The organism is Brachyspira hampsonii, from assembly GCF_001746205.1.
GTDB classification, from domain to species: Bacteria; Spirochaetota; Brachyspiria; order Brachyspirales; family Brachyspiraceae; genus Brachyspira; species Brachyspira hampsonii_B.
In genome coordinates, this window is the sequence record NZ_MDCO01000012.1 from 74,074 (window position 1) to 87,818 (window position 13,745).

Below are 13,745 nucleotides of genomic sequence, written 5' to 3' on the forward strand. Positions count from 1 at the left end.
AATGATTAAATCCTTAATTTTTTAGTTTACATAAAACAAAACAGAAATAGGAGATGCAGAGATATATGGAAAAAATTATAGTATTTTTTGCAAAAAAAACTATGCTTGTAAATATAATAGTAATGGCAATATTATTTGTAGGAGGATATTACTATTTTAATTTAAGAAAAGAATCTATTCCATCAACTGATTTGGATATGATGCTTATAGCGGTAACATACCCCGGAGCTACTCCTCTTGATGTAGAGCAGAATGCTGTTATACCTATAGAAGAAGAATTGCAGGGCATATCTGGTATAGATGAATATGAAACTACAATCATTGAAAATGTTGCAATAATATTAGTAACATTAGATGAAACCCTTCCAGACAGACAGCCTGTTAAAGACGAAATATTCAGACAAATGCAGAATGTACCTGATTTATCAACAGATGTTGAAGAGGTTACAACTTATGACTTAAACCCTAATAAAATGGCTATATATACATTGGCTGTTCACTTTAAAGAAGGTATGGAAGGCGATGAAAGAGAATTATTTGATGTAAGCCAAATGCTTGAAAATGAACTAGTAAGACTTGAAGGTGTAGGCGAAGTTAGAGTAGAAGGAAGAACTGATCCTGAAATTAAAGTTTATATAGACCCTATAAAAATGACAGAAAATTATATAGCATTAAGCGATGTTGTAAATGCTCTCAGCATAAGAAATGTAAGAGCTACAGGAGGAGATATGGAATCCGGCGGAAAAGAACAAACTGTTGTAACTTACGGTGAGTTTCAGGACCCTATGGAAGCAAGCAATGTTATAATACGATCCACTTTCAATGGTCAAAGAGTAAGAGTAAGCGATATAGGGCATGTGGAATCTGGTTTTGAAGATAAGACTACTCTTATGAGAGTTAATAGAGCTTCAGGATATTCTCTTTCTATTGTAAAAAATGAAAATGCTGACATTCTTAAAACTATTGAAACAGTAAACCAATATCTAAAAGATAATGCTGACTTAATACCGGATAATATTCAGGTATCTGTTATGGGGGATAACTCAAGAACTATAAAATCTCTTTTAAATATTGTAACTTCAAACCTTATTCAAGGTTTTATAATCATATTTATAACTTTGATTATATTCCTAGATTTCAAAAGTGCTATGTTTACAAGCTTAGGTATGGTTATTACTATGTTCTCATGCTTTATTTACATGCAGGTAACAGGAATAACATTTAATACTATGTCATTAGCTGCTATTATTACCGTACTTGGTATGATAGTAGACAACTCAATAGTAGTATCTGAAAATATATTCAACTTCAAACAGGCTGGATATAAGGGACTTGAAGCAACAAGACTTGCTGTAAGCGATGTTGTTATGCCTATGGTGGCTTCCACTCTTACAACAGTTGCTGCATTTTTCCCTATGCTTACAATAAGCGGTATGATGGGTAAAATATTAAACCTCTTCCCTAGAATAGTTATATTTACTCTTGTTGTTAGTATGCTTCAGGCTACTTTGCTTTTGCCTAACCAATTACAAGATAAAGAAGATAAATATAAATCTTATAAACCTAAAAAGAAAAGCAAATTCAAAAACCCTCTTGATTTTGACAAAGATGCTTTATTCGATAAAATGAAAATACCTTTTGGTATTATATTAGAAAAATTAATTCATGTCAGATATATTGTAATAGGTGCTTTTGTAGCATTATTAATAGCTTCAATATTCTTGGCACAAAGCAGCTTTAAAAACTTCGTACTTATATACGACACAAGTGCTGATACTATAGTTATTAATATAGAAATGCCTACAGGAACTACTAAAGAAGCTACTACAAAAGAGATTGCAAAAATAGAAGATGTTGTTGCAAGTGTGGTAAAACCGGAAGAACTTATTGCTTTATACTCACTTGTAGGAAAGCAGGTTGACCAAGAGGTTGTATCTGAAGAAAAAGGAAGTTTGGCTGGTATTATGGTTTATTTAGTACCTGCCGCTGAAAGAAGCAGAACTGCCGATGAGCTTGTTGCATTAATTAATCAGAAAATAGATAAAACTGATATAAGACAAACTGTTCCTATATTTAGTATGAATACAAAAGGAAGTATTGACCCAGGGGATCCTGTAGACATAAAAATAGTAGGAAACAATACTGAACTTGCCAAAAAAGCTAAAGATGAGATAAAAGAATTTTTAGCTACAGTACCGGGCGTTATCAACATCGATGATGATGATAAAGTTGGTAAAGAAGAATTAAGAGTGATGTTTGATTATGATAAAATAGCAGAACTTGGTGTTAATGTTGCTTCTGTTGCTAATGAAGTAAGAACAGCATATTATGGTACTGAAGCTACATATATACAGGAGCTTGAAAATAAATTAAATTTCAGAGTAGTATTTGATGATCCTTACACTTATGATGTTCAATATTTGACTAATCTTCTAATACCTAACACAAGCGGAAGACTTATTTATCTTCATAACCTAGCAGATGTAGAAATTGCCGACGGACTTGCAACATTAAAACACTATAACGGACAGAGAACAATAACTATAACAGCAGGTATAGAATATGGAAAAAATACTTCTCAGCAGGTTATGGCAGCAGTAAGCGAAAGATTTAAAGATTTCAGCAGACAGTATAGAGGATTAAAACTAGAGTTTGGCGGTGAAGCTAAAGAAACTATGAAAGCCATAAAACAATTAATATTCAGTTTTGCTATGGCATTCATATTCGTATACATTGTATTACTATTACAGTTAAACAGATTCATACAGCCTATTATGATAATGATAATTATTCCTTTTGGTTTAATTGGGGTATTATTAGGTTTTGCCATACACAGAATGCCTTTATCATTTATGGGTGTAGTAGGTATTATTGGTTTAGCGGGTGTTGTAGTAAACAATGGTATTATACTTGTTGACCTCATTAACAAAATCATAGATGAAGGTGTAGAAGGCGGTAAAAAAGGTGTTGCCAAAGCTATTGTTGACGGAGCTAAGCAGCGTCTTCGTCCTGTATTCTTAACTACAGTTACTACAGTTGTTGGGCTTTTACCTACTGTATATGGTATAGGAGGAAGAGCCGATATTATTATTCCTATAGTTATGGCATTAGCTTATGGTCTTTTATTTGCTTCACTTCTTACTCTCATATTCTTACCTTGTATGTTTATGATTATGTTTGACTTGAAATTAATAAAAATTCCTCCTACTAAAAATCCTTCAGAGGAGATTACTACTACTATAACAACAACTGCAAATTAATTTAATTTATATAAATAAAAAATAATTATTAATATAATCCCTGATATTTTAATAAATGTCAGGGATTATAATTTTTTAACATATATTTCTAATAGATTCTTTTAATTAAATAATTGAATTTTTAGATAAATAAATTATAATAAATGAAATATGATAAATATAGAAAATAAACTTTTAGAAAATAAAACATTTATAGATTTATTTGCTGGAATAGGCGGATTTAGAATAGCTTTAGAATCTCTTGGTGCAAAATGTGTTTATTCTAATGAATGGGATAAATTTGCTAAAGAATCATACTATAAAAATTTCGGAGATATTCCAGATGATGATATTACTAAAATAGATGAAAAATTAATACCTGCTCATGATATATTATGTGCGGGATTCCCATGTCAGGCTTTTTCTATAAGCGGAAAACAAAAAGGTTTTGAAGATAAAAGAGGAAATTTATTTTTTGATATAGCTAGAATCTTAAAATATCAAAAGACTAAAGTTGTATTTATGGAAAATGTTAAAAATTTAGTAAGACATGATAATGGAAGAACATTAAATACAATAATAAAAATTATGAATGAACTTGAATATGATTTCTATTATAAAGTCCTTAATGCTTCAGATTACGGAATACCTCAAAAAAGGGAAAGAATTTATATAGTATGTTTCAGAAAAGATTTAAACATAAAAAAATTTGATTTTCCTAAGCCTATAGAATTAATAAAACATTTAGAAGATTTTTTATTAGAAGAAAATCAAATACCTAATGAAACTTATATTAATAGGAATGATATTATTATGAATTATATAAAAGATGATAAATACAGCAATAAATCTATTCGTTTAGGTATAGTAAATAAAGGCGGACAAGGAGAAAGAATATACAGCTCAAAAGGAGTAGCAATTACATTATCTGCTGATGGAGGAGGAGTATTCTCAAAAACAGGGGGATATTTAATTAATGGAAAATGCAGAAAACTTATGCCTAGAGAATGTGCAAGAATAATGGGATATCCTGATTCATTTGAAATAATAGGTAATAAAAATCAAGCATATAAACAATTTGGAAACTCTGTCGTTATAGATGTTCTTCAGTATATAGCTATAAAAATAGCAGAACATATATCATAATTTTATATCTTCTAAAAAGCTAATTAAATCTTCTTCTTCCTGATAATTTTTTACAAGTTTTATAGAAAATATAACATTGGCATTACTTGTATTAGATAATCTTCTAACATTATATTTATATTCAGATATTTTATTAAACTGATATGTATAATCATTAATTTCTATTTTATTTTTAATATTATATTCAGTAATAATATAAAGTTTTTTACCATCAATCTCTAATTGAAATTCAATATTATAATTTTCTAAAAAACATATTATTTCCTCTATGTTTTTATTAGAAGGATCTGATGAACCGCTTTTCTTTACTCTATAGCATGCTTTTATATCAAAATATTCATCTATTTTTTCTAATGGAATAATAATATAAGCCATTTTTTTAGTAATAAAATATTTAGTATTTTTAGCTTTATAAAAATCTATTATCCAAGAATAAAAGATTTCTTTACTAATACCTTCGAGATAAATACCTTTAGTACCTACGTTATGAAATACTTCAAAATTCATATTCATATAATCTATTATATAATTTGAATATTGATTTACAGAAGTTTTATTTTTATCCGAATATTGAAAATTATTTTCATTTTCCAAAACTACAAATTGTCCGCATTGAGCACTTGGAGATTTTACTTCAATAAAAAAGTTTTTATCAATTACTTTTATATCAGAAATATTAGAATTTGATCCTCCTACAAGATTAAAATTAACATCTTTATATGTACTTTGTAAATAGTTAAAACACTTTTGTTCAAGTTCTTTCCATGAAGCAGGCATAAGTAATACTCCTAATATTAACAAAGATCTACAATTATAATTTATATCCATTGATTAACTAACGGAATAAATTAAAACATGATAAATAATTTTTTATTTTCATATATCATAGTTGACAATTTTTCTATTTATAAATATTATTATTAACAATAAAGAAAAAACTGAAGCTGATAAAAATTAAGGAGCTGTTATAAAATTATGGCTAAGACTATTAAATGCAAATCGTGTAAAACAGTTAATGATAAATACGCTAAACAATGCCGTTCATGCGGAACTTTACTTTATCCTGAAATTTCACATAAAAATGCTGAACTTATTACTATTATACTAGATGGAATATTTGCTTTTATATATTTATTTGGAATATATCTTTTTATAGTTAATTCCAATAATAATGAAACACCTAAATATATTACTATACTTCCTGCTCCAAATACATTGCCTTATTTTTTGATAATATTATTATTTTTAGCGTTTGCTGTTAGTAAAATACTTTATATAGTGAATGTATTTGTACTTAAAAAGGATATAATATTTACTATTAGACGATTCAGTATGTTTATTGAAGCTGTTATAATGTTTCCGCTTCAAACAATACTTGCTTTATATTTTTATGAACCGGCAACAAATCATGATAAAATGAATAAAAAAACGGATTAATATATGTCTTTAACTATATTAAAAAATATAAAAAGTGCATATAAATTTATTAATGATAATAAAAGCAGTTCTATAGCTTTAATACCTACTATGGGAGCTTTGCATGAAGGACATTCTGCATTAATAAAAAAAGCAAAAAAAGAATGTTCTATTGTAATTGTAAGTATATTTATTAATCCGCTTCAATTTATAAAGGTAGAAGATATAGAAAGATATCCTCAGGATTTGGATAAAGATAAAAAATTTTTAGAAGAATATCAGGTGAATGTTTTATTTTTGCCGTCTGTTGAAGAGATGATTCCTGATGATTATGCTACTCATATAAATATTGAAAACAGCAAATTCAATATAATCTCAAGACCTATATATTATAGAGGCATGGTTACAATAATGGCTAAGCTGTTTAATATAATATCTCCTACTCATGTATATTTCACAGAATATGATTATCAGCAAGTATTTATAATAAAAAAAATGATAAAAGATTTAAATTATAATATAGCATTAAAAACTATTCCCATAGTAAGAGATGAAAATATGCTTGCTTTAAGCAGCGTAAATACTTTATTAAGCGATAGAGAAAAAGAAGAAGCTTCTATAATATACAAATTACTAAAAGAAGCTAGGGAAGAGTTTAAAAAAGGCGGCATTAAATCATCATATTTATTAGATATAATAAAAAACAATATAAAAACTCATAAAATGCTTAAACTAGAATATGCTTATATAGCAGATAAGGAAACTTTAATGAGCATGGAAACAGCATCAAAAAACTCAATAATACTTATATCAGCTTATTGCGGTGCTACTAGATTATTAGATAATATGCCTTTGAAATAATTATTTATATAGTTTTATATTTTAAATCTATAATAAATTACTAAAAATAAAAAGCAGAAAATAAATACAAAATACCAACTGACAATTCAAAAAATTAATATATCATATTTGTATGATTCCGAATACTAAAAAAGATTATTACTATAAGATAATTATGGAGTGTATTATTTATGTTTAAAATTATTATTCAGCGGGAAAAAGAATACCAAAATATTTCCAAACCTAAATCAGATAAAAAAACTGAAGGTTCTACTATAGGAAGTTTGAATATATTAGATGAAAGAGAAAATAACATCTTTAACTGTTTTACTTTAGAAAATATAGGTCCTTCCACCGATGAGGAAAATAAAGATAAAAGAATCATAGCTAGAAATTATAAATTAGAATGGACTGTTACATCGCTTAAAAATGTTATACCAAAAGAATATAATAATAAAGCACTTCTTATTACATGCGATGATGTGCTTCCTTCTTTTAGAAACAGAAGAATATTAATACATGTAGGCAATTATCCTCAGGATACTTTAGGGTGCATACTTCTTGGAGCTGTAAATAAAGATAATGGAATAATAGAGCAGAGTCTTAAAGCAGTGAAAGAATTTTATGATATAATATCTAAATATGGAGCTGAAAATTTCATCATTACTATAAATGAAATAAAATAATATATTTCTAAACATATTAAGAATAGTTATATACTTACTTCAAAACTATTTTTATTTATTAATAGTGTGTACTATCTCTCAGAAGCATGCATACAGTTGGTGTTGGCATGTGAATGTCGGCATACCTATATACTAAAAAGTAAACCATAAAACATTATATTTATAGTTTTAAAACAAGTCTAATAATTAAACTAAATTACTAAAAAATCTATTCAAATAGTAAATAAAATTTGACTTTACAATATATTTATGTTATAATTACGCACCGTTACATTTTTAAGATTAAAACTACCAAATTTTTTAAAACGTTAAATCAAGGTGTGTATTTTATGGATAAAAAAACATTAAAAACAAAAAATAATACTTACGTTTTATCACAAAAAGATATAAAGCAAAATTGGCTAATAATAGATGCCAAAGGTAAGTCATTGGGAAGAGTAGCAAGCAGAGCAGCTTATATGCTTAAAGGAAAACATAAAGTAGACTATGCCTATAACTTAGATAATGGTGATTATATAATTATCATCAATGCTAAAGATATAGTTCTAACAGGCAATAAAAAGAAAGGAAAAATCCACTATAGACATACAGGTTATCCTGGCGGTATAAAATCTATAAGCTACGGCGAATTATTAGAAAAAAATCCTGAAAGAATGGTAAAAATAGCTGTAAAAGGTATGCTTTCTCATAATCCATTGGGAAGACTTCATCTTAAAAAATTAAAAGTATATGCAGGAAGCGAGCATCCGCATGAAGCTAATAAACCTACTGTAGTAAATATATAATTAGGAGAGAAAAATGGCAGCTAAACAATTAACTATTTTTACTGGAAAAAGAAAAACAGCCAATGCAAGAGTTCGTATAACTTTAGGCAGTGGCAAAATTTTAATAAATGGAAAAAATTATGCTGAATACTTCTGCAATAGAGCGGCACTTCTTAAAGTAGTAGAAGATGCTTTAAAAGTAACAGGTAATTTTGGAAAATATGATGTATTTGCTAATGTTCATGGCGGCGGTGTTTCTGCTCAGGCTGATGCTGTAAGACATGGTATAGCTAAAGCTTTGGTAGGTGAAAGTCAAGATTTCAGAACTACTTTAAAAAGAAATGGATTTCTTACTAGAGATTCTCGTGTAGTTGAGCGTAAGAAATACGGAAGATCAGGTGCTAGAAAACGTTTCCAATTCTCAAAACGTTAAACTATCTTTTTATTGGGTTACTATTACTAAAGGTTTGTATAATGACTGCTAAAAAGTTAAAAAAATTTAAAGATTTACTATTAGAAGAAAAGAGAAAAACTTTAGATGAATTATTGAGCGGTAATGAAACTTATGAAGCTCTTAAAGATGATTCTCATGGGGATATGGTAGATATAGCATTTCAGGCTTATGAGAAACAAAATCTAATGAATTTCTCTCAAAAAGAAAAAGATAAGTTAGATATGCTTAACAATGCACTTAAGAGAATAGAAGACGGCACTTATGGTAAATGTATAGATTGTAAAGAAGAAATTAATGAGGAAAGATTAACTGCTTTGCCTTATACTTTAAGATGTGTAAACTGCATGTCTAAATATGAAGACAAAAAGCGTCGTGAAAAAATGTAATAATGTATGTTAAAGTTGTTTTCAATCTGCCTATAGATAAAATACTTACATACAAAAAACCAGACGAGATTAATGATAGCTTGGTAGGATGTAGAGTTGTAGCTCCTATTAAAGGAAAAAATAATAAGGGTATTGTTGTAGAAGAAGTTGAAACTATAGACGGTAACTATAAAATATATCCTATCAAAGCTAGAATTGATCTTGAACCAATATGTTCAGATAAAGAATTCAAATTAGCTAAATGGATGAGTAATTATTATCATTCATCTTTCGGAGAAGCCCTATTTGCGGCACTTCCTGTAGGCACTCCTGCCAAAAAGGAAAAGAAAGCCAAACCAATACCGGCAAAACAAAAACCATATTTAAAACTCAATGATGAACAAGAAATTGTATTAAAAAAAATAAATGAAAGTATAGAATCAAAAACTTCAAAAACTTTTTTACTTCATGGTGTAACAGGAAGCGGGAAAACAGAAGTTTATCTGCAGGCTATAAAAAAAGTTGTTGATATGGGAAAGCAGGCTATAGTCATACTTCCTGAAATATCACTCACTCCACAAACTATAAAAAGATTTGCTGAAAGATTTGAAGGAAAAATAGCTGTACTTCACAGTAAATTATCGCCTAATTCTAAATACAGATATTGGCAGATGATAAAAAAAGATGAAATAAAAATTGTTATAGGAGCAAGAAGTGCAATATTCTCCCCTACCCCCAATTTAGGTATAATTGTTATAGATGAAGAACATGAAACGAGCTATAAAGCCGGAGATACACCAAGATATCATGCAAGACAAGTGGCTTTTTATAGAAAATCGCAGGAAAATGCTACATTACTTTTGGGAAGTGCTACTCCTTCTATAGAAAGTTTTTATTATGCTTCTATAGGTAAAATAGAACTTCTAAGCCTAAAAAAAAGAGCGGCTTCTGTTAATATGCCTGAAGTTAAAATATTAGATTTGAAAAAAGAAAAAAGAGCAGATGCTTTTCCTATGATTACACAAAAATTGGCAGAAGAAATAAACAGAAAATTAGAAAAAAAAGAACAGATTATACTATTTCTTAATCGCAAAGGATATGCTCCTGTTGTTGCTTGTTCATATTGTCAAAGAGTTTTAGAATGCCCTAATTGTTCTGTATCTCTTACTTATCATAAAAAGAAGAATGTTGTTATGTGTCATTACTGCGGATACACTCAATATTTAGACGAACTTTGCGATGAATGTAAAATAGGACATTTCGAGCGTATAGGAAGCGGTACTGAAAAAGTAGAAGAACATTTAAATATACTTTTTCCCAATGCTGTGGTAGAGAGAATGGATCAGGATACTGTAGGAGGAACAAAAAACTATGAAAAAATATTCAAAAGATTTTCTGATGGTGAAATAGATATACTTGTAGGAACTCAGATGATAGCTAAAGGGCTTGATTTTCCTAATGTTACTCTAGTAGGCGTACTTTTAGCAGATATGTCTCTTCATATACCAGATTTTAGAAGTGCTGAGAGAACTTTTAATTTGATTACTCAAGTTGCCGGAAGAAGCGGAAGAGGAGAAAAAAACGGAATAGTATACATTCAAACTTATTCTCCTAATCACTATAGTATAGAATGTGCCAAAAATCATGATTATATATCTTTTTATAATAAAGAAATAGAAAATAGAAAAGCACCTTTAAATTATCCGCCATTTTCAAGACTCATAAGATTAGTAATAAGAGGAATAGATGAAAAAAAAGTAGAAAATGATGCAAATAAAATAGCAGATATGCTTAGAATGGAAACTTATAATTATTCCGATAAAATAATAATACTAGGAGCGGCGGCATGTGCAATAAGCAAATTAAATAAATATTACAGATGGAATATTCTTATAAAAACACCGTCTCATTCTCTGCTAAAAAATTTCTTTAATAAACTAAATAATAGTTTTACAGCAAACAAAGGTAATTATATAGAAATAGATATAGACCCAATAAATATGCTTTAATAATTATTTACACATCGACATAAAATCTAATAGCATTTTTAATTCTTGCTTTTAACTCATTTTGACCTACAGGCTTTTTTACATAATCACATGCACCTTTTTCAAGACCATTTACAACATCATCTTCATTGTATCTCTTTGTAATAATAATAATTAATGATATTCTTAAAGAAATTTCTTTCTTGATTTCATCTATTATATAGAAATAGTCTTTGTCATCTGATAAATTAATATCCATTAAAATGACATCAGGTGAAATCTTTTTTAACTCCTTTAAAGGTGATGCCAAATTAGATATGCATGTAACATCATAATCATCTTTAAGCCATTCAAGATAATTTTTTCTTGTAATTTCCATAGGTTCAATTATGGCAATCTTATATTTTGACTGTTTTCTTTTTAATTTAATTCTTTTCTCTTTATTATTGAAAGCTAGAAAAGCCTTTAAATCGGCATAACGGATTTTATATCTTTTACCAGGGGTAACATCCGCTTTTAACCCATAATGTCTAACCCAATAGTTAACAGTAGTTCTTGACACCCCAACTATTTTCGCAGCATCTATGGGCGACAGCATATCATCGTCATCATATATTAACTCTTCAGTATTAATCATATAACCTCTCAAATTTAAAAATTAAAGAAAAATAAAAAATCTCCCATTACACAATAAAGATAATACATAATGAAATTTTTGTCAAATAAAAATATTAAAATTATATTTAATATTAATATATTAATATTTATTAATGATATATAAGAACTACATTTTTTACAAAAAATATATTTTTTTTATTTTAATGTATAAAATGTAAATGCTTTTTTTACAATATTATTGTTTTTTATTTAATTATATATATAATAAGGTACTATAAGATAACTTTTATTCAAAGGAATATAATACATGAAAAAGGCTGTACTTATAATGGCTGGAGGAATAGGAGAAAGATTATGGCCTCTAAGCAGAGAAAACAAACCAAAACAATTTTTAAATATTATAGAAAACAAATCTCTTATAGAACAAACTATAGACAGAGCATTAAAAATTACTAGTGAAGATAATATTTTTATAATCACAGGAAAAAGATATAAAGATGTATTCAGTAAATATATGCCTTCTTTCAAAAATATAATATATGAACCAATAGGAAGAGATACAGCGGCCGCTATTGCATTAGGAGCCATTTATATAAAAGAAAAAATAGGAAATGCTATAATTGCAGTGATTCCGGCAGATCCTATCATAAAAAATGAAGATTTATTTATAAAGTCTATTGAAAATGCCATTGAAGTAAGCCAAAATACTAATGAAGTTGTAGTAGTAGGAATAAATCCAAATAGAGCAGAAACGGGATACGGATATATAAAAATAAAAGATAATATTAAAGATGATGTATATGATGTTGATAGATTCGTAGAAAAACCTAATTATGAAAATGCATGTAAATTCTTAGAAGAAGGTAATTATTTATGGAACAGCGGAATGTTTATATGGTCTATAGATAATATACTTAATTCAATAAAAGAATTAATGCCCGATACATACAATAAAACTCTAAAAACTTTAGAAGCTGAAAATGATAGTCAAAAGGAAGAAATATTCAAAACAATAGATAAAATATCTTTTGACTTTGGCATAATGGAAAAATTAAAAAATATTAAATGCATAAAATCAAGATTCTTTTGGGACGATCTGGGAGCTTTTTCAGCACTTGGAAGAATACATAATAAAGATAATAATAATAATGTAATAATTGGAAATGTATATGCTAAAGAAGCAAAAGGAAATATCATAATTAATGATGATAATGACACTTTTATAGCAATAGACGGAGTTGATAATTTAACTATAGTAAAATCTGACGGAGTTCTTTTAATTTATCCGAATAATAATGATTCAAAAATTAAAGGTATATTAAAGGATATAAGGGAAAAAGAGGAATTAAAAGATAAAAGAGATTTACTTTAATATCTATTTTCTTTTAGAATATTTATTATTAAGCAAAGTTTCTTTATACATTTTATCCTTTGCTTCTTTGATTTTTTCTAATTGAGATTCTTTTTTCTCTTTTTCTTTTTTCTCTTTTTGATTGTCTTCTATAACTCTGCCGTTTATTAGAACATTTACAAATTCTATTTTTTCATTTTCTGTAATTTCATAAGGTATAGTTTTACCTTTTATTTCAACATTTTCAAATTTTAAAGATTTATAAAATACCATATTTCTAAAATCGGCATCTCCGTCTATAATAATATTTTCAAAACTAGATTCTCCCTGCAAACTTGCATTAAGCATACTGAAATTATCTTTAAAATGAATATGATTAAATGACAGTTTATCAATTATATCCGAATTAGCAATAGAAAAATTACAGTCAGCTGTTATATTATCAATATCAATAGAATGCAAATTAGATAATGACATATTAAAATCAATATTTATCTTAGAGTTTTTTATAATAATTTCCTTATAAACATTAGACATTGTAATAAAAAGTCCGCTTTCAAAATTACTGTCTGTAAAATCCAAAGAACCGAATAAATTAAAATTCCTCATTTGAAAAGGTCCGTAAAATAAAGAATTGCTAAAAAGCATGTTAGAATTTTTTTCAATTTTTAAACCCTCAAAATTAAATCCTTCATAACTAATCATATAAGAGAAATTATAAAACCCTCTATATATATCATCTCTTATTATTCTTCTGAAAAGTCCTTCAGGCTTATCATTGCTGTTATGATGTATAATGCATAAACCATCTTTATATTCTTCTCTAGGACAATTTTCCGTGTTAGATATTTTTTGTTTACAAATAGCCATAAAATAAT

13 protein-coding genes are annotated in these 13,745 nt (G+C 27.5%); 10 read left to right on the top strand and 3 right to left on the bottom strand.

Going from position 1 to position 13,745, the window contains the following annotated elements; all coding sequences use genetic code 11:
- Nucleotides 1–65 precede the first annotated feature (65 nt).
- Nucleotides 66–3,260, top strand: a complete 3,195-nt coding sequence (locus tag BFL38_RS09330) for an efflux RND transporter permease subunit (RefSeq protein WP_069726806.1) — start codon at nucleotides 66–68, stop codon at nucleotides 3,258–3,260.
- Nucleotides 3,261–3,410: 150 nt separating this feature from the next.
- Complete coding sequence (locus tag BFL38_RS09335; RefSeq protein WP_069726807.1) at nucleotides 3,411–4,385, top strand: DNA cytosine methyltransferase; 975 nt, start codon at nucleotides 3,411–3,413, stop codon at nucleotides 4,383–4,385.
- On the opposite strand, the gene BFL38_RS09340 is transcribed toward BFL38_RS09335, so the two are convergent.
- Nucleotides 4,380–5,162, bottom strand: coding sequence for a PDDEXK family nuclease (locus BFL38_RS09340; RefSeq protein ID WP_069726808.1), 783 nt, complete (start codon nucleotides 5,160–5,162; stop codon nucleotides 4,380–4,382). The genes BFL38_RS09335 and BFL38_RS09340 overlap by 6 nt on opposite strands.
- Before the next feature lie 198 nt (nucleotides 5,163–5,360).
- Here BFL38_RS09340 and BFL38_RS09345 point away from each other — a divergent pair, with 198 nt between their 5' ends.
- From BFL38_RS09345 to priA, 7 genes are all read left to right on the top strand, one after another.
- On the top strand, nucleotides 5,361–5,822 hold the full coding sequence (locus BFL38_RS09345; protein ID WP_069726809.1) for a hypothetical protein: 462 nt from the start codon (nucleotides 5,361–5,363) through the stop codon (nucleotides 5,820–5,822).
- 3 nt (nucleotides 5,823–5,825) lie between these two features.
- Nucleotides 5,826–6,662: a pantoate--beta-alanine ligase gene (gene panC, locus BFL38_RS09350; RefSeq protein ID WP_069726810.1), complete on the top strand. Its 837-nt coding sequence runs from the start codon at nucleotides 5,826–5,828 to the stop codon at nucleotides 6,660–6,662.
- A 170-nt stretch (nucleotides 6,663–6,832) separates the two neighbouring features.
- A complete protein-coding gene (locus BFL38_RS09355) occupies nucleotides 6,833–7,327 on the top strand; it encodes a DUF5675 family protein (protein WP_069726811.1) in 495 nt (164 codons plus the stop codon).
- 329 nt (nucleotides 7,328–7,656) lie between these two features.
- Nucleotides 7,657–8,112: a 50S ribosomal protein L13 gene (rplM, locus tag BFL38_RS09360; protein ID WP_069726812.1), complete on the top strand. Its 456-nt coding sequence runs from the start codon at nucleotides 7,657–7,659 to the stop codon at nucleotides 8,110–8,112.
- Between the two features lie 13 nt (nucleotides 8,113–8,125).
- Nucleotides 8,126–8,524 (top strand): 30S ribosomal protein S9, encoded by a 399-nt coding sequence (gene rpsI / locus BFL38_RS09365; protein ID WP_008723492.1) that lies wholly within the window; start codon nucleotides 8,126–8,128, stop codon nucleotides 8,522–8,524.
- A gap of 41 nt (nucleotides 8,525–8,565) precedes the next feature.
- Nucleotides 8,566–8,931: a TraR/DksA family transcriptional regulator gene (locus BFL38_RS09370; protein WP_008723490.1), complete on the top strand. Its 366-nt coding sequence runs from the start codon at nucleotides 8,566–8,568 to the stop codon at nucleotides 8,929–8,931.
- 2 nt (nucleotides 8,932–8,933) lie between these two features.
- Complete coding sequence (gene priA, locus BFL38_RS09375; protein WP_069726813.1) at nucleotides 8,934–10,919, top strand: replication restart helicase PriA; 1,986 nt, start codon at nucleotides 8,934–8,936, stop codon at nucleotides 10,917–10,919.
- 7 nt (nucleotides 10,920–10,926) lie between these two features.
- Here priA and BFL38_RS09380 read toward each other — a convergent pair whose 3' ends face one another.
- Nucleotides 10,927–11,535 (bottom strand): response regulator, encoded by a 609-nt coding sequence (locus tag BFL38_RS09380; RefSeq protein WP_008727051.1) that lies wholly within the window; start codon nucleotides 11,533–11,535, stop codon nucleotides 10,927–10,929.
- 288 nt (nucleotides 11,536–11,823) lie between these two features.
- Here BFL38_RS09380 and BFL38_RS09385 point away from each other — a divergent pair, with 288 nt between their 5' ends.
- Nucleotides 11,824–12,888 carry a mannose-1-phosphate guanylyltransferase gene (locus BFL38_RS09385; protein ID WP_069726814.1) on the top strand — a complete coding sequence of 355 codons (1,065 nt, stop codon included), beginning with the start codon at nucleotides 11,824–11,826 and terminating at the stop codon, nucleotides 12,886–12,888.
- Nucleotides 12,889–12,891: 3 nt separating this feature from the next.
- On the opposite strand, the gene BFL38_RS09390 is transcribed toward BFL38_RS09385, so the two are convergent.
- Nucleotides 12,892–13,737, bottom strand: coding sequence for a hypothetical protein (locus tag BFL38_RS09390; protein WP_069726815.1), 846 nt, complete (start codon nucleotides 13,735–13,737; stop codon nucleotides 12,892–12,894).
- Between the last annotated feature and the right edge of the window lie 8 nt (nucleotides 13,738–13,745).

Coding starts and splice junctions, on each gene's coding strand:
- rplM (WP_069726812.1), top strand. CDS start 7,657: ATGGATAAAAAAACATTAAAAACAAAAAATAATACTTACGTTTTATCA.
- BFL38_RS09355 (WP_069726811.1), top strand. CDS start 6,833: ATGTTTAAAATTATTATTCAGCGGGAAAAAGAATACCAAAATATTTCC.
- BFL38_RS09370 (WP_008723490.1), top strand. CDS start 8,566: ATGACTGCTAAAAAGTTAAAAAAATTTAAAGATTTACTATTAGAAGAA.
- BFL38_RS09335 (WP_069726807.1), top strand. CDS start 3,411: ATGATAAATATAGAAAATAAACTTTTAGAAAATAAAACATTTATAGAT.
- BFL38_RS09340 (WP_069726808.1), bottom strand. CDS start 5,162: ATGCCTGCTTCATGGAAAGAACTTGAACAAAAGTGTTTTAACTATTTA.
- priA (WP_069726813.1), top strand. CDS start 8,934: ATGTATGTTAAAGTTGTTTTCAATCTGCCTATAGATAAAATACTTACA.
- panC (WP_069726810.1), top strand. CDS start 5,826: ATGTCTTTAACTATATTAAAAAATATAAAAAGTGCATATAAATTTATT.
- BFL38_RS09345 (WP_069726809.1), top strand. CDS start 5,361: ATGGCTAAGACTATTAAATGCAAATCGTGTAAAACAGTTAATGATAAA.
- BFL38_RS09385 (WP_069726814.1), top strand. CDS start 11,824: ATGAAAAAGGCTGTACTTATAATGGCTGGAGGAATAGGAGAAAGATTA.
- BFL38_RS09390 (WP_069726815.1), bottom strand. CDS start 13,737: ATGGCTATTTGTAAACAAAAAATATCTAACACGGAAAATTGTCCTAGA.
- rpsI (WP_008723492.1), top strand. CDS start 8,126: ATGGCAGCTAAACAATTAACTATTTTTACTGGAAAAAGAAAAACAGCC.
- BFL38_RS09330 (WP_069726806.1), top strand. CDS start 66: ATGGAAAAAATTATAGTATTTTTTGCAAAAAAAACTATGCTTGTAAAT.
- BFL38_RS09380 (WP_008727051.1), bottom strand. CDS start 11,535: ATGATTAATACTGAAGAGTTAATATATGATGACGATGATATGCTGTCG.